21 protein-coding genes are annotated in these 19,977 nt (G+C 45.7%); 13 read left to right on the forward strand and 8 right to left on the reverse strand.

Annotated elements, in window-relative coordinates; genetic code table 11:
• Positions 1-99 precede the first annotated feature (99 nt).
• The 3 genes from AC4BAP_RS03465 to AC4BAP_RS03475 all read left to right on the forward strand — a co-directional run bounded on the left by AC4BAP_RS03465 (position 100) and on the right by AC4BAP_RS03475 (position 2,035).
• The gene (locus AC4BAP_RS03465; protein WP_490581229.1) at positions 100-660 is read left to right on the forward strand and encodes a MarC family protein; all 561 of its coding nucleotides are present in this window, start codon (positions 100-102) and stop codon (positions 658-660) included.
• Between the two features lie 89 nt (positions 661-749).
• Positions 750-1,214 carry a ribonuclease HI gene (gene rnhA / locus AC4BAP_RS03470; protein ID WP_490581230.1) on the forward strand — a complete coding sequence of 155 codons (465 nt, stop codon included), beginning with the start codon at positions 750-752 and terminating at the stop codon, positions 1,212-1,214.
• Between the two features lie 104 nt (positions 1,215-1,318).
• The gene (locus AC4BAP_RS03475) at positions 1,319-2,035 is read left to right on the forward strand and encodes a tRNA1(Val) (adenine(37)-N6)-methyltransferase (protein WP_490581231.1); all 717 of its coding nucleotides are present in this window, start codon (positions 1,319-1,321) and stop codon (positions 2,033-2,035) included.
• Between the two features lie 574 nt (positions 2,036-2,609).
• Here AC4BAP_RS03475 and AC4BAP_RS03480 read toward each other — a convergent pair.
• On the reverse strand, positions 2,610-3,953 hold the full coding sequence (locus AC4BAP_RS03480; protein ID WP_490581232.1) for a saccharopine dehydrogenase family protein: 1,344 nt from the start codon (positions 3,951-3,953) through the stop codon (positions 2,610-2,612).
• Positions 3,954-4,080: 127 nt separating this feature from the next.
• Between AC4BAP_RS03480 and cdd the strand changes: the two genes are divergently transcribed.
• The 6 genes from cdd to AC4BAP_RS03510 all read left to right on the forward strand — a co-directional run bounded on the left by cdd (position 4,081) and on the right by AC4BAP_RS03510 (position 9,896).
• Entirely contained in the window at positions 4,081-4,563 is a 483-nt protein-coding gene (gene cdd / locus AC4BAP_RS03485; RefSeq protein WP_490581233.1) for a cytidine deaminase, read from the forward strand.
• 711 nt (positions 4,564-5,274) lie between these two features.
• Positions 5,275-5,922 (forward strand): alpha/beta hydrolase, encoded by a 648-nt coding sequence (locus AC4BAP_RS03490; RefSeq protein ID WP_490581234.1) that lies wholly within the window; start codon positions 5,275-5,277, stop codon positions 5,920-5,922.
• A 188-nt stretch (positions 5,923-6,110) separates the two neighbouring features.
• Positions 6,111-6,653 carry a hypothetical protein gene (locus AC4BAP_RS03495; protein ID WP_490581235.1) on the forward strand — a complete coding sequence of 181 codons (543 nt, stop codon included), beginning with the start codon at positions 6,111-6,113 and terminating at the stop codon, positions 6,651-6,653.
• A 95-nt stretch (positions 6,654-6,748) separates the two neighbouring features.
• Positions 6,749-7,330, forward strand: coding sequence for a hypothetical protein (locus AC4BAP_RS03500; protein ID WP_490581236.1), 582 nt, complete (start codon positions 6,749-6,751; stop codon positions 7,328-7,330).
• Between the two features lie 483 nt (positions 7,331-7,813).
• On the forward strand, positions 7,814-8,317 hold the full coding sequence (locus AC4BAP_RS03505) for a cupin domain-containing protein (protein ID WP_490581237.1): 504 nt from the start codon (positions 7,814-7,816) through the stop codon (positions 8,315-8,317).
• A gap of 256 nt (positions 8,318-8,573) precedes the next feature.
• Positions 8,574-9,896 carry a peptidase associated/transthyretin-like domain-containing protein gene (locus tag AC4BAP_RS03510; RefSeq protein WP_490581238.1) on the forward strand — a complete coding sequence of 441 codons (1,323 nt, stop codon included), beginning with the start codon at positions 8,574-8,576 and terminating at the stop codon, positions 9,894-9,896.
• 91 nt (positions 9,897-9,987) lie between these two features.
• Here AC4BAP_RS03510 and AC4BAP_RS03515 read toward each other — a convergent pair whose 3' ends face one another.
• Positions 9,988-10,383, reverse strand: coding sequence for a VOC family protein (locus tag AC4BAP_RS03515; RefSeq protein WP_490581239.1), 396 nt, complete (start codon positions 10,381-10,383; stop codon positions 9,988-9,990).
• Between the two features lie 133 nt (positions 10,384-10,516).
• On the opposite strand from AC4BAP_RS03515, the gene AC4BAP_RS03520 reads away from it, so the two are divergent.
• Positions 10,517-11,368 carry a hypothetical protein gene (locus tag AC4BAP_RS03520; protein WP_490581240.1) on the forward strand — a complete coding sequence of 284 codons (852 nt, stop codon included), beginning with the start codon at positions 10,517-10,519 and terminating at the stop codon, positions 11,366-11,368.
• A 55-nt stretch (positions 11,369-11,423) separates the two neighbouring features.
• Here the strand turns inward: AC4BAP_RS03520 and lgt are convergent, their stop codons facing one another.
• Positions 11,424-12,263 carry a prolipoprotein diacylglyceryl transferase gene (gene lgt, locus AC4BAP_RS03525; protein ID WP_490581622.1) on the reverse strand — a complete coding sequence of 280 codons (840 nt, stop codon included), beginning with the start codon at positions 12,261-12,263 and terminating at the stop codon, positions 11,424-11,426.
• Positions 12,264-12,362: 99 nt separating this feature from the next.
• Here lgt and AC4BAP_RS03530 point away from each other — a divergent pair, with 99 nt between their 5' ends.
• Positions 12,363-12,695, forward strand: a complete 333-nt coding sequence (locus AC4BAP_RS03530) for an SdpI family protein (protein ID WP_490581241.1) — start codon at positions 12,363-12,365, stop codon at positions 12,693-12,695.
• Between the two features lie 41 nt (positions 12,696-12,736).
• On the opposite strand, the gene nadE is transcribed toward AC4BAP_RS03530, so the two are convergent.
• The 4 genes from nadE to AC4BAP_RS03550 all read right to left on the reverse strand — a co-directional run bounded on the left by nadE (position 12,737) and on the right by AC4BAP_RS03550 (position 17,547).
• Entirely contained in the window at positions 12,737-14,620 is a 1,884-nt protein-coding gene (gene nadE, locus AC4BAP_RS03535; protein ID WP_490581242.1) for an NAD(+) synthase, read from the reverse strand.
• Positions 14,621-15,262: 642 nt separating this feature from the next.
• Positions 15,263-16,003: a ribonuclease III gene (gene rnc / locus AC4BAP_RS03540; protein ID WP_490581243.1), complete on the reverse strand. Its 741-nt coding sequence runs from the start codon at positions 16,001-16,003 to the stop codon at positions 15,263-15,265.
• Positions 16,003-17,256 (reverse strand): beta-ketoacyl-ACP synthase II, encoded by a 1,254-nt coding sequence (gene fabF / locus AC4BAP_RS03545; RefSeq protein ID WP_490581244.1) that lies wholly within the window; start codon positions 17,254-17,256, stop codon positions 16,003-16,005. The genes rnc and fabF overlap by 1 nt, the downstream gene beginning before the upstream one ends.
• Positions 17,257-17,310: 54 nt before the next feature.
• Positions 17,311-17,547 carry an acyl carrier protein gene (locus AC4BAP_RS03550; protein WP_025609494.1) on the reverse strand — a complete coding sequence of 79 codons (237 nt, stop codon included), beginning with the start codon at positions 17,545-17,547 and terminating at the stop codon, positions 17,311-17,313.
• 156 nt (positions 17,548-17,703) lie between these two features.
• Here AC4BAP_RS03550 and AC4BAP_RS03555 point away from each other — a divergent pair, with 156 nt between their 5' ends.
• A complete protein-coding gene (locus AC4BAP_RS03555; protein WP_490581245.1) occupies positions 17,704-18,132 on the forward strand; it encodes an IPExxxVDY family protein in 429 nt (142 codons plus the stop codon).
• 2 nt (positions 18,133-18,134) lie between these two features.
• A complete protein-coding gene (pyk, locus tag AC4BAP_RS03560; protein WP_490581246.1) occupies positions 18,135-19,562 on the forward strand; it encodes a pyruvate kinase in 1,428 nt (475 codons plus the stop codon).
• Between the two features lie 151 nt (positions 19,563-19,713).
• Here pyk and rpsT read toward each other — a convergent pair whose 3' ends face one another.
• The gene (rpsT, locus tag AC4BAP_RS03565) at positions 19,714-19,971 is read right to left on the reverse strand and encodes a 30S ribosomal protein S20 (RefSeq protein ID WP_490581247.1); all 258 of its coding nucleotides are present in this window, start codon (positions 19,969-19,971) and stop codon (positions 19,714-19,716) included.
• Positions 19,972-19,977 lie beyond the last annotated feature (6 nt).

The raw sequence follows: 19,977 nt of genomic DNA on the forward strand, positions 1-19,977 counted from the left end.
CTAAATGGTTGATGGCTGCAATTGCGGTTTTCTATACTTAGCTTTGTAGTTATCAGGAACAAACAATTCAACAATCAACAATTCAACAATTAAAAAATCATGTTCAGCTTAAAAGAGATAGCCTCTGTTACGCTTACGCTGTTTGCCGTTATCGATATTCTGGGTTCTATCCCTATTATTATAGACCTGCGCAAGCGCGAAGGCAAAATTGAGTCTGAGAAGGCCACGATCATTTCCGGTATTCTGATGATCGCTTTCCTTTTCCTGGGGCAGTCTATACTTAAGCTTTTTGGCATTGATTTTCAGTCGTTTGCTATGGCAGGTGCCATTATCATTTTCCTGATCGGGTTGGAGATGATCCTGGGCAAGGACTTTTTTCACAGCGACCCCGAAACCAAGAGCGGCTCCATTGTTCCGCTGGCGTTCCCGCTTATTGTAGGCGCCGGCACCATGACTACCCTGCTCTCTTTGCGTGCGGCATACTCGCTGCCAAACGTGCTGGTGGGCATCGTGATCAACCTGGTTTTTGTATACATCGTTTTAAAAGCCTCCAGCTGGATTGAGCGTAAACTGGGTAAAGACGGCGCCAACGTTCTGCGCAAGGTGTTCGGCATTATACTTCTGGCCATCGCCATTAAGCTGTTTAAGACTAATTTGTAATTTTGATGGCTAAATTGCTGAATGGTTAAATTGTTGTTTTCACAAATGCAGATCAACAATTTAACAATTTAGCCATCTAACAATTAAATATGATCGAACTATTTACCGATGGTGCTTCACGTGGAAACCCGGGGCCGGGAGGCTTTGGCACAATTCTGCGCTGGAGGCAACACGAAAAAGAAATAGCCCAGGGGTTTAGAAAAACCACCAATAACCGCATGGAGCTGCTGGCAGTGATCGTGGGCCTGGAGGCAATCACAAAACCCGGCATACCGGTTACTATTTACTCCGACTCAAAGTATGTTGTGGATGCCGTGGAGAAAGGCTGGGTGTTTGGCTGGCAGAAGAAAGGCTTTAAAGGCAAAGCCAACGCCGACCTCTGGACCAGGTTTTTACGGGTGTACAAAAACCACAAGGTAAAATTTGTGTGGATACGCGGTCATGCCGGCCACCCCGAAAACGAACGCTGCGACCAGCTGGCCGTAGCCAGCGCCCTCTCCCATAACCTGCTCATCGACGAGGGCTTTGAGTCAGGAATGTACAACTCGCTTTAAGAGTTACTAGTTCCGAATTCCGAGTTACGAGTTGAGAACTAATGTTTTCAGTTTTTTAAGTCCAGATTCACTCATTCGCTCATTCACTCATTCAAAATTAAACTTTGGCTAACTCATACTTCCAGTTTAAGCAGTTCAGGGTAGAGCAGGACAAATGCGCCATGAAAGTGTGCACGGATTCGTGCCTTTTCGGGGCTGTGGTGGATGTAGCCAACGCTGAGCATATACTTGACATCGGGGCTGGTACCGGCTTGCTTTCGCTGATGGTGGCTCAGCGCAGTGAGGCAAGTATAGATGCTGTAGAAATTAACCCGCAAGCGCAGCAACAGGCCACTCAGAATTTTGCAGACAGCCCCTGGGCAGAAAGACTGCACTTGCACCCGGAGTCTCTTCAGGAGTTTGCTAAGCACAACCAACAGAATTACGACGTTATACTTTCCAATCCGCCGTTCTTTGTGTCGTCGCTTAAGTCACCGGATGCAGCCATTAACGCAGCCCGACATGTGGAGGAGGCTTTTTTCGGGGAGATTTTACGGTTTACTCAAAAGCATTTAACCAGCACCGGAAAGTTATACTTGCTGTTGCCCCCACCAGAGGCTGCACTATTTCAGAAGTTGGCAAGTAAGAACGGTTTATACTTAGCGCATAGTCTGGAGGTATATACCAAAGTAAACGGCAAGTGCATCCGGCATAATCAAACCTATACTTTCCAACCCACTGCCCTACCCACCAAAAGCAGCATCGCCATTAGAGAAGCTGACGGTATAACTTATACTTCTGAGTTTGTGCAGTTGCTGAAGGAGTATTATTTGATTTTTTAGGGTATTTAAGAAGCACCCCTTGGCGCCAGTATCCAACTGGTGCCGCCAAGTGTGTGCGAGTCTCCGGACTCGCTTAGGTTGGGTGCTGGGCGAGTTGCCTAAATCGCCTCTCTTTCATGACTGTGAACGTTTAACACACCCCTCAGAGCTACGCTCGCTAGCTCAAAACGCTCGTTTTGGCTAGTCTGCAAGAGGGGAGTTACCTCCCCCGGCCCCTCCTAAAAACAGGAGGGGAATTTTTTGCCATTGCTTTAGCCAAAGTATAAAATTCATAGCTTCGGCTATTCCTCGGACAGGTCACGACCTGTCCCTACAAATCGTATTTTATACTTCCTTTCCAATTGCGACAGCCGCTAGCTAAGCAGTGTCAATCCCAGCCTTTGCGTTGAGCGCCTTCTATTGTTGCGGTGCTGAGCTTGCTCAGCAGCCCGCAGCGGAGCGAGGAGCAGCTTCAATAGACAGCGCGATGCGCAAAGGCGAGGCCTCCCGGCCTTGAGGGCACCAAAGCTAGAGATGAAACGATAGGCAAGTAAAACTGAGGAATACAGCAAACTTGAAAAGATATAAAAAACCGCTACCCTACTAAAACCCTCTCCTCCTCCACAAAATCAATCCCATACGCCTTCAACTCCTCCAGTACCGGCTCATACAGCTCTGGGTAAATCGGGATCACTACACCACGATGCGTAACTCTATCCTGCAGCATAAGTTTGGCAAGTATACCCACGGGCAATCCTACAGTTTTAGCCATGGCAGTCTGCACTTCATCCTCTCCAAGCGCTACCAACGACGATGTTATCTCGCGTTTTTCGCCGTTCAACTCATATTCAAACAAGTGCTGCATCACGATCATGTCTTTATCGCCGGGGCTCAGGGTCCATTTTTCTTTCAGTATTTTCTCCAGTACCTGCGCAGGCGTAGCACCGGCCAAATTAACCTGAGTATCTTCAAACAAATCAAGCCACGACAACTTTTGCATTATCTCCCCATCTGATGGAATACCCAAGTATAAACTCAGGCACTCTTCTATACTTTGGCCCTTGGCAACTGGCGGCAGAAAAGCCTCCAGGTAGCTGCGGTACGTCATATTTTCGGAGTTATCTAAAGTATAGCTGTCGTCGGTTAGGCCCAGTTGCACGAACACGTTCCAGGCGGCGCAGTAGCCGGGGCGGCGCAGGGTGCCACGCAGCATGGTTGGGATGTCCTGCAGGCCATAGGGTTCACGGTAGCTCAGGGAGTCGCGGTTGGCATAACCCTCGAAGTGGCCATAGCCCTCTACATAAAACTCATCGGTGCGGGTAAAAAGCTGGTGGTACGGAATATACTTATAAGCCCCGTTCTTGATATACTTGGCAGTTCCTTGCCCAGCTAGCACTACGTTTCTGGGGTTCCAGGTAAACTTGTAATGCCAGGGGTTTGTATCGGATTCGGGGGCTACGAGGCCACCGGTAAACGATTTGAACGAGGTAAGCTTGCCGCCCTCCGCTTTAATTCTACGGATAATCGCCATAGCCGACATGTGGTCTATGCCTGGGTCCAGGCCCGACTCCATCAGAAAAGTGAGTCCTTTTTCTTGCGCCTCCTGGTGCAGCTCCAGAAAAGCCGGTGAAACATAGCTTGCAGTGATCAGGTTTTTATGTTGTTTCAGGCATTCTTTTGCAACCTCGATATGGAAAACTGCCGGTAAAAGGGAGATAACTAAGTCTGCTTTGCCAACCTCTGCTGCACGTTGCGCCGCAACATGTACGTCAAAAACGATAGCTGTAGCAAAGCTGTAACTCTCCAAAACTGTTCGCAAGTGGGTTACCGTGATGTCGCCGATGGTGATTTGCCAGTTCTCGGCAGGTGCGTTGCTAAGTAAGTATGTGATCAACGAGGAGGCAGAGCGGCCAGCCCCAAGCAGCAGTATTTTTTTCATAGTGGCAGTCTTGTTTCGCCTTAATTTAAAAATAACCCGACATAAGGCAAATGATAAATATGGTTTTCTCAGAATATTACCTTAAATTTATAGCCCTTTTCTACTTTTTGGACCTATTCACTAAGAAATGGCAAGTGAACTGAATATAAATATCAGCATTGACGTGCTGGAACCAACTGAACTAACCGAACAGGAACGCAAGGCGATGGACTTAGCCCAACAGGCTGCCAGCGATGCTTACGCTCCGTATTCTAACTTTTTAGTGGGCGCTGCCCTGGTGCTGGAAGACGGCACCATGTTTAAAGGAAGCAACCAGGAGAATGCCGCTTATCCATCAGGGCTTTGTGCTGAGCGTACTGCCTTGTTTGCCTTTAGCGCACATCACCCAAACGAAAAAATTAAATTACTGGCCGTAACAGCCCGCCGCCGCGAGGACAAAGCGTTTTTAGCTGCCATGCCATGCGGTGCCTGTCGTCAGGTAATGGCAGAGTATGAATACAAGCAGGGCGAGGCGATCCCAGTATTGTTGCAGGCTCCGGATGGCAAGTTCTACCGCTTCCGCTCAGTAGCTGATTTGCTGCCTTTCCAGTTTAACCGCGAAAGCCTGTAGTTGGAATTATCAATTACGGTATCTCTTTACGATTAACCTACCCCTAACTCCTCCAAGGCTAATCTTATAGGGAAAGATTAATAATGCCGCAAGTTTAGCGTCAGCGCAACTTGTGGCTTACCATGAGGCCAGTTTGTAACTGGCGAAAGTATAAGTACGCCTGTTAAATACTGGCTGCCAAAACAAACCACCTGTTACCGCTTTGCTCAAACTGGCGGTATTCAACTAAATGAAAATAAATGATTATTTTCCCTTACAAGATTAGCTCCAAGGAGGGGAATTTTACAGCTGCAGATGCTTCCTTTTATTTAGGTTACATTCCTACATGCACAAATGTCCCCCTTGGGAGTTCGGGCTTTCTACAAATAAGGGAGTAGGGGAAATGCTATCAAGTTAAATTAAATGCTCTTTCGGATTTGCAATCCGAAAGCAGGCTGCTATCAGGATTTGTAATCCGCTTTCATTCCTCTAACCTTGCTATAGCGATACCGATGATAAGTCGGATTACAGATCCTAATAGTATAAACTTCGGGATTACAAATCCCGAAGAGCAGAAGAGCAAAAGCTTTACATAGCTCTTAACTTGACGGCATGGGGGTGTAACACCTTGCAGCATTCCATAAATCAAATTCCAGAATTTAGGACACTGGCAGTTACTGAGTACTGCAAAAGCAAGCATAATTGACGCTTAATTCAGTTAACTTTACCGTTATGAATGAGCACAGCCTGACCGTACCCCGCACCGCGCGATTTTATACTTTAGGAAAACCTTCTGAGTATATTCAGGACCTTTGGATCGTGTGCCATGGCTATGGGCAACTGGCCCGTTACTTTCTGCGGCATTTCCAGGTGCTGGATAATGGCAAAACAGTGGTGGTGGCACCTGAGGCCCTTTCCAGGTTTTACCTGGATGGTTTTTCTGGTCGTGTTGGGGCAACCTGGATGACCAAAGAAGACCGCCTCAGCGAGATCAGGGACCAGGCTGCTTACCTTAACCTGCTGCTGCACGAACAGCTAAAACAGCTACCCGATAATGTGCGCGTTACAGTGCTGGGTTTTTCGCAGGGTGGCGCTACCGTAAGCCGCTGGCTTGCTACCGAAAACGTACCCGTACACAGGCTAATACTTTGGGCCGCCTCCTTCCCCGAAGACATAGACTTTACAACAGGCCAGACAGCCTTTTCCAACCTGCCTGTGGCCATGGTCTACGGCACTCAGGATGAATTCATTACACCTGAAGCCCTTGCCCAGAAGCAAAACCTGATGACACAACTAGGCATCAAACCGCACATCTATACTTTCGAAGGAGGCCATACTTTGCATCCTGAAACACTGCAGCTTATAGATGCACAGCTGTAATGTATTTTAGCTATATTTATACTTGTAACTAGCACCTGAATGACTATTCATATAGTGCAGCTAGTAGGAGTAGGTACTCCTACTAGCTAGTAGTTATAGCTAATTTAAAGACAGAAATTGTGACAAGAAAAGGTCTTGCATGGACAGAAATAATATGGGTGCTTATTACGCTCATGAACTATTACTATATGCCATTTTTCTTCTTGCCCTTTATTTGGTTGGGACTCTCACTAACGCTTCTGATAGTTTCTATCACCCAACTCGTAGGACTAATAAAGGAAAGAAAAAACATTACAAGGCTTAGACTAACAAAAACTATAGTGTTTACAGGTCTTTTTCTATTGACATTTTTTAGGTCAATTCCAGACCTTGTTATAGAAAAAGCTGATTGGTTATTGCTTTATAATAAACGGACAGATATTGTAAGGCAGGTAATCGAGAAAGAGCTAAACCCGAATGTGAGTTGGAACGGTTGGGTGTGTGAACTACCATTTGAATTCCCTGTTGTCTCTAACGGTGGTAACGACATTGGGATATTCAGAAGCAAAGAGAATGGAAAAACGACTGTACAATTTTGGGTTTTTAGAAATTTCTTCGATTCACCTTCTATATACTTTGTATATACTGACAATCCTGTTGAAATAAAGAGAATAGAAGAAAAAATCACACAGAACCCGAAGGAAAACTGGAAGATTGGAAATAATTGGTATCGCATTTTTGGCGACTGGTAAATAAAAACTGGCTATAACACGGTACCTAAACCAAGCTGCGGCTATACCTTGCTCGCTTTATGTACAGCCCGTTAGCAAAAATATTTAATTAATAAATGGATCAAGCTTTGAACAACTCAAGTTTAGCAATTGAAGGAGCACGTCAAGAGAAAGTTCGCTGGGGAAAGACGATTTGGTTTTTTACGTTACAGGGTGTATTCTCTTATTTTACCTTAAAGCAGGATTATTTTCTTAACTGGGAAGCTGATTTACCACCACTTATAATATCGCTAGTAATTTTGGGCTTTCTATATGGGTGTGTATCTAACTTTATAATATGCTATCTCATTAAGATTACTGGCAGGTTGTTTAAGGCAGATGGTTCTTATAAAGCTATCTTGAATACTTTTACTTGGGCTTATTGGCCACACCTTTATTCTGTTGCTATAATAATTATACAGGTGATAATAGCATACTATTTTGAGAGTAATTTTATCCAAGAAAATAAGATAACTCTTGCGTTATTTTTGAGTGTACTTAAGCTCATAGCTGGTGTGTTAGCTATATGGATTCTAGTACGTTTAATTAAGGGCTTGGCTTTAGTTCAAAAATTAACGGTTGGCTATGCAATTCTTAACTTTTTAGTTGCAGCATTACTATTCACCCCCATTTACTATCTACTTTTATATAAGTTGTAAAATTACAGTTGCTAACCCTGCACATAAGCCAAGCTTCGGCTAAGCCTTGCTCGCTTTATGTACCAGTCCGTTAGGTGCAATAGGTAATTAATAGGATGTACATAGATGATTTTGCTGGATATACAGCTGTACTTATCGGTTTAATTCTTAGCGTGGGAATTATGTTGAAAGCGTATTACCACTTTAAGTTGTTCAAAGCAGCAAACAATCTGGATATAAGCTTTATTGACTTCTACATTAATCCTTTTAGCTATTTCTTTACAAAAATGATAGTATACTTTCCTTTCATACTAATAAAACCAGTAAACTGTAATGACAAGAGCCTTCAGAAGTATAAAAAGTATGTAGTAGCACTATCTTGGGTAAACCTGATTAACTGTTTTATACTTGCTGCCATTGTATTAACTAAAAACTAAAGCACCCCACAAAGTATAGCTTACACCCTTCCATACTAAGAAACCAGACCGTTACCTCCCTCCACCTATGAACCGATCTGAAGAAATAATTAAAGCCTTGAATTTAGAGCCACACCCTGAAGGTGGTTATTTCAGAGAGACTTATCGAAGCCAGGGAACCATTATGCCTGATAGCCTGGATCCCGCTTACAAGGGATCCAGAAATTATGCTACCTGCATTTATTTTCTGCTTACTTCCGATAGTTTCTCCGCTTTTCATCGGATAAAACAAGACGAGATCTGGCATTTCTACGATGGCTCCCCGATCCGGCTACATACCCTTTCAGAAACAGGTGAACATACTACTTTCATCATTGGGCGCAATCTTGCCGCAGGGGAAGTGCCTCAGCTTGTTGTGCCGGGAGGCCACTGGTTTGCTGCCGAAGTCATACTTCAGAACGATTATTCACTGGTGGGGTGCACCGTATCGCCGGGTTTCAGTTTCGAAGATTTTGAGCTGCCCACCAGGCAAGAGCTTACCGCAAAATTCCCCGCCCACGATAAACTAATAGCAAAGTTCACTAAACCTTAAGCCGCCTTAAAGTACTTCGCACTTCTAATTTTTCCCTGCCCGCCGGTTAAGCAGAGCTTAATCATTTACCATACTCTAGGGTCTAAAGCCAAACAGCGTTAGTTGCTGCATATTGTCTTCAATCGCCACATAATCAAAAGCTTCAATCACATTCACCGCATAATAGCTATATATTATAATTAAAACATTAATATATTTTACAGCGTAAGTACCATAATTATAATATATTTCTTAGTAACCTTAACCCCTTATAGTTATGCGAAAAAAGCTATACGCGCTTATTTGCCTATACTTCGTAGCAGGCGCTGTTTTTGCACAAAGTAAAATCAACATCTCCGCCAACCACCCCGATGCCAAATTCTTCCTGCTCAGAGACACTGACAACACCGAAGTTGCCGAACTGGGTGTTGGAAGCATTGAACTGAAACTCGACAAAAACTCCAGAAACAGAATTAAAGTGGTTAAGGAAGGATATGAACCCTTGATAAAAGAATACCCTAAAACCGTAAAATGGGACAAGGAGCAGAAAGTAGACCTGGAAAACCGCATGGTAGATATAAGCGTGGAGCCTTATGATGCCGAGATCTATGTGGATGGCCGAATGGTAGGCTCCAAAAGAATTAACCTGATCGTCGGCAAAGGCAAGTTCCTGACACTGGAGCTTAAAAAAGCTGGCTACGCACCTGTCTCCAAAGTATACTACAACTCCCCCGACCGTGAAGTACCTCCAGTTAAAGACTTTTTTGAGTTGAAAGACAGGCAAGTACGCCTGGAAGTGTTCCCAGCCGATGCCACTGTATCTATAAACGGGGCGACAAAAGGCAGAGGCACTACAGATGTGACAGTACCCGCCGGGGAATGCGTTACCGTAAACGTGCACAGGGAGGGCTTTGCCGATGTGGCCCAGGTTTTCTGTAACAAGCCAGCCACCGATCCGGTGCCCCCGGTAAGGTTCAGGGCCGCCCTCGAAGACAGGCTGGTAAAAATTACCACTGCACCTGCAGATGCTAACATTGAGGTTGCCGGCAAAGTATTGGGTGTTGGCAAGTATGACTTAAAGGTGCCTAAAAACGCTTGTGTGGAGGTAAGGGTAGTAAAAGATGGCTTCCTTAAATATGTGAAAAGCTATTGCAACCAGCCTAATATGCAGGAGCCGCCTCTAACAGAATTTGTAGAAATGGTTGCAGACGGAGCCTATAATTCTTCCATATCCACGGACATGGCAAATGTGCGCATAACGGTGCCGGTGAACAAAACCATAGACCGCGAAACGGCGTGGCGTGTACTAAGCTCGGTGATCACAAAGAATTTTGACGTGTTGGAGACAGTAGATTTCGACACTGGCTACTTAACCACAGCCTGGCAAGTGCAAAGTTTCGATGGCCTGAGCACCATTAGAACAAGAATGATCGTGAGCAGCGGTGGCAATGCCAATGACCTCACTTATATGGTAAAAATTGTAAGCCAACGTGCCGATGGCATAACAAGTGTAAAAGAAGATCAGATGTTTGAGGACTGGGGCAGGTTGCTAAAACGCTACGGCGGTATTGTGGAAGAAGTACAGGCCCGACTAAAGTAATTACCCTTCCAAACTGAAAATTACCCTTCCAAACTGAAAGAGCCCTGGAGAGATCCGGGGCTCTTTGTTTTCATACTCAGGTATAAGTTGGTTAGCTTCTCTCCCACATTCCTTCCATCACAACCTCTAGTAAATGCTTGTCCGGGTCGCGGAAATAAAACGACAGATAGCCACCTCCCCAGTCATACTCCTGCTCAATCGCAATTCCAGAGTCTTTAACCTTTTGTTTGTAAGCGGGGTAATCTGCTTTGCTGACTTCAAAGGCCAGGTGCAATTGTCCGGAGCCAAAATGTGGCGGCAAAGTACCACCCTGTTTAGAGGCTTCGGCAATAAAGCAAAGCAACACCGACTCCCCTGCCCTGAAAAAAACATGACGGTCTTTAACTTCCCCAATCACCTCAAAGCCCATTTTACCATGGTAAAAGGCCTTGCTTTTTTCAAGGTTGGCTACGTACAGGCACGTTTCTTTTATTTTATTGATTGTCATGGAGCTAGCCGGGATTTATAAATTGCGTGATGTTATACTGAAAAATTGCTGCATAAATGTTTTAACGTCTGTTAAAACTTCTCGTTTAGTTTAGTAACTGCACCTAGTCTGTGTTTTTTAACTTATGAAGCTTATGATTAAAGTCTTGATTGTATTTGTGGTGGCAATCGCGACAATGCTATACTTTTTTAGCCCTACGTTGTTTAACCCAGTACCAGCTGTAGAGCCAAAACCTATTACCGAAAGATTTGTGAGGCTGGCACCTTTGCCCGGTGAGATAAACGAAAGTTCCGGTGTCGAGGCGATAGGTGCGAGCGGCCAATACCTTACCCACAACGATGCGGGCAACAGGCCATACCTTTACAAGATCAATTCAAAGGCCGAGATTGAGGAGGTGATAAAGCTAAGGTTACCCAACGTAGACTGGGAAGACCTGGCACATGACGATGAAGGTAACATTTACATTGCCGACACTGGCAATAACGACAACAGGCGCCGTGAACTGGCCATTTACAAGATCAACCTGAATGACCCGGATAAACCCCAGGCGATTCGCTTTACCTACGAAGACCAAACCGAGTACCCGCCAAAACGCGAGGACCGTAACTTTGACTGCGAGGCTATATTCTGGTATAAGGGCGATTTATACCTTGTTTCAAAAGACAGAGGCTCAGAAACTACCGCTAAAGTATACCGACTCCCCGACGAGCCAGGAAATTACGAAGCAAAACTGATCGGGCAGCACAGCCTGAACACGATGGTTACCGGCGCTGCCATCAGCCCGGATGCAAAAACAGTAGTGCTGTTAAGCGAAGGCAAGCTGCACCTGTTCACGGATTATACTTCTGCAGCCTCTTTTTATGAAGGAAAGTATAAGCAGATAAGGTTAAAAGATGCCGGACAAACGGAGGGCGTGGCTTTCGAGAATAACCAAAACTTGATCATCACGAGTGAGGGTGGCAACTTGTACCGCTACACCCTGTAAACACAAAAGCCTCTCAACCGAAACCGATTAAGAGGCTTTTTCATATTTGTAATTTTTATGCCTTAGAGCTTTCTTCCAGTCGGCCGCCTGGAAACGCCGGCTTAGGGTTGCGCCATACCATAAAAAGTATGATCAGGCCGGCCAGTATCAGCGGAATGCTCAGAAGCTGCCCGATATTCAATACCATGGTCGCCTCCTTCTCCACCTGGTCCTCTTTCAGGAACTCCACAAAGAAGCGGAACGTGAAGAGCGCTGTAACAAAAATACCGAACAGCAGGCCTTTTGGCAAAGCCGCTTTATACTTCTTCCAAAGCCAGTACAGCAGCACAAATAACAGGAATACACTGATCGATTCGTAAAGCTGTGTCGGGTGGCGTGGCACGGTCGGGTTCTCACCTAAACGCTCGAACAGGAAAGCCCACGGCACGGTGGTTTGGTGGCCTATGATCTCGGAGTTCATCAGATTACCCAATCGTATCAAAGCTCCACCTAAGGCCACTACGATCACGATACGGTCCAGTACCCACATGTAGTCGAACTTTTGCTTGCGGCTAAACAGCCACAGCGCGAGAAGTATACCAATGGTGGCGCCATGGCTGGCAAGGCCACCTTCCCATATCTTTAGGATCTCGATCGGGTTGCTCAGGTAATACTCTGGTGAGTAAAACAAGGTATGGCCCAGGCGTGCACCTATTACCGTACCAACGATCATGTACAAGGTGATCACGTCTACGTCGCCTTCGGTGCGGCCTTCGGCTACGTATATTTTAGTTAGAATCCGCTGACCGAAAATAAAGGCAAAAGCAAACAGCAAGCCGTACCAGCGAACACTTAAAGGGCCGATGCTGAATATCTCCGGATCTACGTTCCAGGTGATATAGTTCAGTAAATTCATTAGGGTGATGCTCATGTAGCCAAAGTTACAATAAATCGGGTATGTAAAAAACGGTATCACCCGATACCGCTATTCACAGACAAGTATGACTGTAAAATAATGTTGTTATTCCTCCATGTGTTACCGGGCCTGCTGGTGCTCCTGATAGGGTTTATACTTTATACCTGGCCCCCAAAGCGCATAAATTGGATATGGGGATTCCGGACCCACTACTCCATGCGCGACCAGAAAAACTGGCAGGAAGGCAACCGGTATTATACCAGGTTAATACTTGGGATCGGCTTTCTGTCTATGCTTATCGGTCTGGCCTGCTATTACTTGTTACCCATGCTGGCAAGCATATTGGTTCCGCTTGGTTTTATGCTCATACTTTTCATGCTGAGTATACTTTTAACCAACGAGCACCTGAAGCGAAAATTTGGTGACTACTAAAAAGTATAAAGGCGCTGCTTTATGGGCAACGCCTTTATACTTTAGCTTTTCATTTTGGAGAGTTCTTCTTTAAAACCACCACTTAGAATCGGGAAACGAAGCCAGCTGCGCGGGTCAACGTTATAATCATCCAGGTGGAAGGACGGTGCAAAGCGCTCACGTTTCCATTGGTTCCTGGACCATAGGCTATAAAACTTCGTGATCCAGGTCTGCAACACTTCCGGCTCGGCGATGTTCTGCTCATTTAGTATATCAAATACCTCCTTAGGTGAGTAACGGTCATGGAATGCTAGTCGCTCGATCTGGTTCAGCACCGGGTAAGGCATCAGGTCTTTTTCATCCGTTTGTGCTTCCGACGAAGGCCTGAGTTCTGCTGTTGGCTGCAGGTTGTTTACGTATTGCAGGCCCTCATAGCCTAATTCCTGTTGTGCCCAAATCAAAAACTGACGGATAAAGGCTTTGTCAATGCCCGCAATCGGAGAGATACTTCCGGCAGTGTCGCCATCCATGGTCGTGTACCCTACTGATGCCTCGCTGCGGTTTGAAGTGGCCATGAGTAGCGCATTCTGTATGTTAGCCAGCATCCAGATGCCGGGGGCACGTACCCTTGCCTGAATGTTCTGCAAGGTAATATCATCCTGCTCCCAGGTAAGCGGACGCTGCAGGGCGGCTTCAATCTTGGAAGTATAACCACGCACCTCATCGTCAATGGTCCAGTCGTAAAACTTAGCGCCTATACTTTCGGCTAGCCCTTTAGCTGAGTTATAAGTATCATCCGATGAATTCACAGTGCCTTGGTAAGCGCAGGTGAGCAGTCGGTTTACGAGTTCTTTCTGTGCCAGCTCCTTAGACATGCTTTCGATAGTAGCCGCATCACGCAAAGAGAACATCTGCAGCTTCGCCACAAAGCCCAGCAATCCTAAACTCTCAATGCCACGGCGCACCATTTCGGCAACCGCCACTGCACAAAGCGAAGAGTCTGCGCCCCCACTCAAGGAAAGCACAAAACCACGGCTGCGGCTTTTGCGCATGTAATCGAACAGGGCCAGACTAAGGGCAGCTATCAGCTCTTTGTTCTCATCGATAGGCGGCAGATATTCTATAACCTCTGCAATTTCAGGCTTATCTGAGAAGCAAACTTCTGCGCACTCCATATCCACGTTCTTATAGCACAGCAGCTCGTTTCTCCTTATCAGCTTACCGTTTTGGGCTATCAGCACCTCCCCATCATAGATCACGCGTCCGGCCTCGTTGCCCAACAGATTGGCATACATGTAGGCGCACTGGTACTTTTTAGAGGCATCCACCACCAGCCTGTAACGCACATCGGTCTTGCTCAGGGCAAAGTGGCTGGCACTTGGGTTAAGTATAAGCTGCACCCCTTTAGGCATATGCCGCTCCGCAGGGCGGTTAGGTCTCCAGGCATCCTCGCATATCTCAAAGGCATACTTTACGCCCTGCTCTTCATAAATAATGTCGCCTATCTGATAAGTCTGGCCCAACATCTCAAATTGCTGTACTTCGTTTGCAGGCCAAGGCGTAAACCAGCGGGGTTCGTAATGTATGCCGTCGTTAGCCAGAAACTGCTTGGCCGTGAAGCCCACAATCTCTTTGTTCTTGATAACGCAAGCAGTGTTGTATACTTTGCGGTCCAGGAAAACGGGTAAGCCAACGGCCACCGTAATGTTCTCGCACCACTCTTTTATTTCCAGCAGTTTCTCAAATGCCACCTCTGATACCCACGGGCTCAGAAACATGTCTTCGCAGCCGTAACCGGTAATGCAAAGCTCTGGCAATAAAAGTATCTGAATCTTATTTGTAATAGCCTCTGTGATGGCGTCCTTTATATTCTGCAGGTTGTTGTCCCAATCCAGCGGGGTTTGGTTGAGCGCAGCAGCCGCCAACTGTAATCTGGTTTCTTTCATGGAGTTTTATAACGCAAGTATCAGGAGGCAAGTTAAAGTTAATTGTTGATTGTTGGTTGTTAATTGTTAGCTGATGGATATTGGTTGTTGGTTATTGGTTATTGGAATTTGTAGAGACGGGATTTCGTTATTGGTTTTTAGTTATTAGTTGTTCAATTGTAGTGGCGATAAAGCGATAAGCTTCGATTTTCATTTCCGGTTGATTGATCTTCGGACCTGTAGAGACGCAATACTTTGCGTCTTGCCGGCTATAGTAATAGAAATTTCCTGGCGCAAGTCTTAAGCACAGCGGTGACTTGTGACTTTCATTGAGGGAAGTCTTCAGACTTCCGTGAGCCATGCTTTACTTTTTTCTGACTTATACTTCCGCAAGTCTGAAGATTTGTCTCATGCACCAGCACAAGTGGCACTTCGTTAAACACTTGCGCTATGGAGGCTGTGGAGATGTTAAATATTTAACTTAAATGCTCAGGAACAAACAAGACGCAAGGTATTGCGTCTCTACAGGTCCGAAGATCAATCAACCGGAAATGAAAATCGAAGCTTATCGCTTTATCGCCACTACAATTGAACAACTAATAACTAAAAACCAATAACGAAATCCCGTCTCTACAAATTCCAATAACCAATAACCAACAACGGTTAACCAATATTAAGATGGGCAAGACCTTTTTCTGCGGCTGCCTGATCGGCTTTTTTCTTGGATAAGCCAACGCCTACACCAATAGGCTGGTCGTCTAAGTATACTTCGGAGGTAAATTCGGTGGTGTTGCCCTGTTGTTTGCGCTTCACTATCTCAAAGCGAATTTCTTTGTTCTGGCTCTGGGCCCATTCGATCAGCTTGCTTTTGAAATTGGCCGTGGTGTTCACAATGTTGTGCAGGTCAACGTGTGGCCGGATAAGCTTTTTAAGTATGAAATGGCGTGTTCTGTCGTAGCCTTTGTCTAAGTATACGGCACCCACCAAGGCTTCCAGGGCATTGCCGTTAACCGATTTGTTACGCATGCTGTAGTTAGAGGTATCTACCTTCACCAGCAGGTTCAAACCGATTTTAAGGGCAATATGATTCAAGGACTCACGGTTAACGATCCGTGAGCGTATCTCTGTCAGGAAACCCTCGTCTTCGTACGGGAATTTATTGAACAGGTGCTCCGCCACAACAGCGCCAAGTATGGCATCGCCTAAAAACTCGAGTCGCTCATTTGTTTCGTGTTTGCCCGCAGCGTTTTGCCGCGCAAACGAAGTGTGCGTTAAAGCGAGTTTATAAAGACGAATGTTATCTGGCGTAATACCAATTATACCAGTAATAGCGCGTACTAGTTCTTTGTCTCTGGTAAAAAGCTTATGATAGACGCGCCGAACTGGTTTAATAGGGCCAAACACTAATCCTCAAATTGACGGAATAAAACAGACGTATTGTGGCCGCCAAAGCCAAATGTGTTGCTCAGCGCTATCTTAACGTCGCGCTCCTGTGCCTTGTTAAACGTGAAGTTCAGCTTCGGGTCAAAGGACTCATCATCGTTAAAATGATTGATGGTAGGCGGCACCACATTGTTCCTTACAGCAAGAATTGAAGCGATCGCCTCTATCGCACCGGCAGCACCCAGCAGGTGGCCCGTCATCGATTTCGTAGAGCTGATGTTAAGGTTATAGGCATGATCTCCAAAAACAGTCTGGATCGCCTTCACCTCGCTCACGTCGCCAAGTGGAGTAGATGTACCGTGCACGTTAATGTAGTCTACCTCTTCCGGCTTTATTCCTGCATCACGAAGGGCATTCTTCATTACGTTCAGTGCGCCTAAACCTTCCGGGTGCGGAGCAGTGATGTGGTAAGCGTCCGCAGACATACCGCCACCGATTATCTCGGCGTAGATCTTAGCGCCACGGGCTTTTGCATGCTCGTACTCCTCCAGTATAAGGGCACCGGCTCCCTCTCCCAACACAAAGCCATCACGCTCTGCATCAAAAGGACGGGAAGCGGTTTCTGGGGAATCGTTGCGCTCTGAAAGGGCTTTCAGGGCATTGAAACCACCAATACCAGCTTCTGTTACGGCCGCCTCAGAACCACCCGTTACGATCACATCAGCCATACCCAAGCGGATATAGTTGAAAGAGTCGAGGATAGCGTTTGTGGCTGACGCGCAGGCAGAAACGGTTACAAAGTTTGGTCCACGGAAACCATACTTGATAGAAATGTGGCCCGCGCTGATGTCAGCGATCATCTTAGGGATGAAGAACGGGTTGAAACGCGGCGTACCGTCGCCGTTGGCAAAATTCACACATTCCTCCTGGAACGTGCGTAAACCACCAATACCAGAACCCCAGATCACACCAACGCGATCCGGATCATAACTTCCTTCCACCAGTTGTGCATCGTTTACGGCCTCATCGGCCACAACCATTGCAAACTGCGTAAACAAGTCCATTTTGCGGGCTTCTTTACGGTCGAAGTATTTTTCTGCGTCGTATCCTTTTACTTCACAGGCAAACTGAGTCTTAAATTTACTCGCGTCGAAGCGGGTTATAGGCGCTGCGCCACTCACGCCATTGATCAAGCCGTTCCAGTACTCTGAAACAGTATTACCAACTGGCGTGAGTGCGCCAAGCCCAGTAACTACAACTCTCTTAAGCTCCATAAGCTGTTAGTAGAGGATAGATAGTAGAGATTTATACAATAGGTTTAAGCAAAATTACTTTGCGTGCTCTTCCAGGTAGCTAACAGCCTGACCTACAGTAGAGATATTTTCAGCCTGATCATCTGGAATAGACACATTGAATTCTTTTTCGAATTCCATGATAAGCTCAACTGTATCCAGTGAGTCAGCGCCTAGGTCGTTAGTGAAGCTAGCCTCTGGTGTAACCTCTGACTCTTCAACACCAAGCTTATCGATGATGATAGCTTTTACTTTTTCTGCGATTTCTGACATTTTTCTTATAGTTTATTAAAACACTGTGCAAAGAAATATAATTAGGTAGACAATGTCAAAAAAATTTATGCTATTAGGCATTTAACAAAAGTTTTACTTGATGCCTTCGCATTTACTGGGATAGCTTCTTACTTTTGGAAACTGTCAGCAAACTGAATGAAAACATTACATTTAAATATCGAGTACGACTATGACTTTGACCTTTACGGCATTGTTTCGCCGGTAAAGGACTATAAACTGGCATGGGCGCTTAACAAGATCTTTGACCTGCGGCTGCACAGGCAAAAAGATCTTTGCTATGATCTTTTCGAAAAAGACCGTTTAATTATTTCAAATTATCAGTACATTACGGACCATAATGTTTTCAGGCTGCTTCGTAACAAGGCGCTGGTAGCCACAACACTGAAAAAACCGTTTCTGCTGCCCGATATCAAAGAGTATAATTACGTGATCCAGGTAGCAGGCGCTATGCAACAACTGTATCCACAAGAGTTTATAAACAGGATTCTCAGAACTCAGCTGGTACAGTATGTGAAGAAATTTGATCCTAACACACTAAAATTCAAAGAGAATCTACTTTTCTAAGTATGGAAATTTTATTCAATAAAACAAAGATTCTTGCTACCGTAGGCCCCGCCTGCAACTCGCCGGAAAGATTACTGGCACTTATCAAGGAGGGCGTTGATGCTTTTAGACTTAACTTTTCGCATGGCGAATATGCCGCCCACCAGGAGGTTATAAACCATGTGCGCGAGATAAACAGGCAACACAATACAAACGTTTGCCTGGTACAGGATTTACAGGGTCCCAAGATCAGGATAGGCGAAGTAGAAAATGGCGGCGTTGAGATAAAAGAGGGCCAGACGATCAGGCTTATCTGCGATGGCTCTACCAGCACCACTGGCCACCTTGCTACAGGCTACACCGAACTGGCAAGAGATGTGAACGTAGGAGACACCATACTGCTGGACGACGGCAAACTGGAGCTGACTGTTGTAGACACTGATAAGGACTGCGCGATTGAAGCCAAGGTAAAGTATGGCGGTGTGGTAAAACCACGCAAAGGTATTAACCTTCCCGATACCAAAGTATCTGCTCCATCGCTTACAGAGAAAGATGTACGTGACCTGCACTTTGGTCTCGACAATGATGTAGAGTGGGTTGCCCTATCTTTTGTACGTAAAGTTGAAGACATCCTGGAGATCAAGCGCATTATTAAAGAGCGTGGCAAAGACACCCGTGTAATTGCCAAGATCGAGAAGCCGGAAGCCATCAAAAATATCGATGAGATCATTCACGCAGCCGATGCCCTGATGGTAGCGCGTGGCGACCTGGGTGTGGAAGTTGGCATGGAGAAAGTGCCGATGATCCAGAAGATGCTGGTAGAGAAAGCGAACAAAGCTTCGAAGCCTGTGATCATTGCCACACAGATGATGGAAAGTATGATCGAGAATCCGCGTCCTACACGCGCAGAGACGAACGACATTGCCAATGCTGTTATTGACGGCGCAGACTGCCTGATGCTAAGTGCCGAGACTGCCGTGGGGGCCTACCCTATTGAGACGATCAGAAGTATGAGCCTTACCATTAAAACAGTTGAGACGCACTCTGATATATTTAATAAGACATATGTGCTTAACCCGCATTCAGAGACTTTCTTCAGCGACAGCCTGGTGGCTAATGCCTGCAATCTTGCCCGCGACACCAACGCACGCGCCATTATCGGCATGACCAAGTCAGGGTATACGGCATTTCAGTTGGCAAAGCACCGCCCTAAATCAGACATTTTTATCTTTACTGAAAACTCCAAGCTACTTACCACCCTAAACCTGGTGTGGGGTGTGCGCGGCTTCCATTACGACAAGTTTGAATCTACGGATGCCACCATTTCTGACATTAAGGAGACATTGCTAAGCAGCAACCACTTGTCTAAGGGTGATGTGTTTATAAACACGGCCAGTATGCCAATTTACGAACACAAGCGCACCAACATGATCAAGTTGAGTATAGCATAGCCTGGTTTTTAGAAACCACAAAAGGCGGCCTGGGTATTGAAGCCCGGGCCGCCTTTTTTTTATCATCAAGCTTACAAAGCTATACTTTAGAAAACACAAAAAGCCTTGCACACAAGTGCAAGGCTTTCTTTAACTCTTAATCCTACAAAAATTAAGCAGCCAGGCTGTTTACAAACTTAGCAAGTCTAGACTTGTTGTTTGCAGCTTTTTTCTTGTGGATGATGTTTTTCTTGGCAAGACGGTCAAGCATAGAAGAAACTGTCTTGTAAAGCTCTTTCGCCTCGGCCTGATCAGTAAGGTTTTCTAATCTCTTGATAAAAGTACGAGTAGTTTTCGCCTGATATCTGTTACGAAGACGTTTAGCGTTATTCGCTCTGATTCTCTTTAATGCCGACTTATGGTTAGCCATATTATT

It is taken from the genome of Pontibacter sp. GD7, assembly GCF_058216375.1.

Coding starts and splice junctions, on each gene's coding strand:
- AC4BAP_RS03465 (WP_490581229.1), top strand. CDS start 100: ATGTTCAGCTTAAAAGAGATAGCCTCTGTTACGCTTACGCTGTTTGCC.
- rnhA (WP_490581230.1), top strand. CDS start 750: ATGATCGAACTATTTACCGATGGTGCTTCACGTGGAAACCCGGGGCCG.
- AC4BAP_RS03480 (WP_490581232.1), bottom strand. CDS start 3,953: ATGAAAAAAATACTGCTGCTTGGGGCTGGCCGCTCTGCCTCCTCGTTG.
- cdd (WP_490581233.1), top strand. CDS start 4,081: ATGGCAAGTGAACTGAATATAAATATCAGCATTGACGTGCTGGAACCA.
- AC4BAP_RS03490 (WP_490581234.1), top strand. CDS start 5,275: ATGAATGAGCACAGCCTGACCGTACCCCGCACCGCGCGATTTTATACT.
- AC4BAP_RS03495 (WP_490581235.1), top strand. CDS start 6,111: ATGCCATTTTTCTTCTTGCCCTTTATTTGGTTGGGACTCTCACTAACG.
- AC4BAP_RS03500 (WP_490581236.1), top strand. CDS start 6,749: ATGGATCAAGCTTTGAACAACTCAAGTTTAGCAATTGAAGGAGCACGT.
- AC4BAP_RS03505 (WP_490581237.1), top strand. CDS start 7,814: ATGAACCGATCTGAAGAAATAATTAAAGCCTTGAATTTAGAGCCACAC.
- AC4BAP_RS03510 (WP_490581238.1), top strand. CDS start 8,574: ATGCGAAAAAAGCTATACGCGCTTATTTGCCTATACTTCGTAGCAGGC.
- AC4BAP_RS03515 (WP_490581239.1), bottom strand. CDS start 10,383: ATGACAATCAATAAAATAAAAGAAACGTGCCTGTACGTAGCCAACCTT.
- AC4BAP_RS03520 (WP_490581240.1), top strand. CDS start 10,517: ATGATTAAAGTCTTGATTGTATTTGTGGTGGCAATCGCGACAATGCTA.
- lgt (WP_490581622.1), bottom strand. CDS start 12,263: ATGAATTTACTGAACTATATCACCTGGAACGTAGATCCGGAGATATTC.
- AC4BAP_RS03530 (WP_490581241.1), top strand. CDS start 12,363: ATGTTGTTATTCCTCCATGTGTTACCGGGCCTGCTGGTGCTCCTGATA.
- nadE (WP_490581242.1), bottom strand. CDS start 14,620: ATGAAAGAAACCAGATTACAGTTGGCGGCTGCTGCGCTCAACCAAACC.
- fabF (WP_490581244.1), bottom strand. CDS start 17,256: ATGGAGCTTAAGAGAGTTGTAGTTACTGGGCTTGGCGCACTCACGCCA.
- AC4BAP_RS03550 (WP_025609494.1), bottom strand. CDS start 17,547: ATGTCAGAAATCGCAGAAAAAGTAAAAGCTATCATCATCGATAAGCTT.
- AC4BAP_RS03555 (WP_490581245.1), top strand. CDS start 17,704: ATGAAAACATTACATTTAAATATCGAGTACGACTATGACTTTGACCTT.
- pyk (WP_490581246.1), top strand. CDS start 18,135: ATGGAAATTTTATTCAATAAAACAAAGATTCTTGCTACCGTAGGCCCC.
- rpsT (WP_490581247.1), bottom strand. CDS start 19,971: ATGGCTAACCATAAGTCGGCATTAAAGAGAATCAGAGCGAATAACGCT.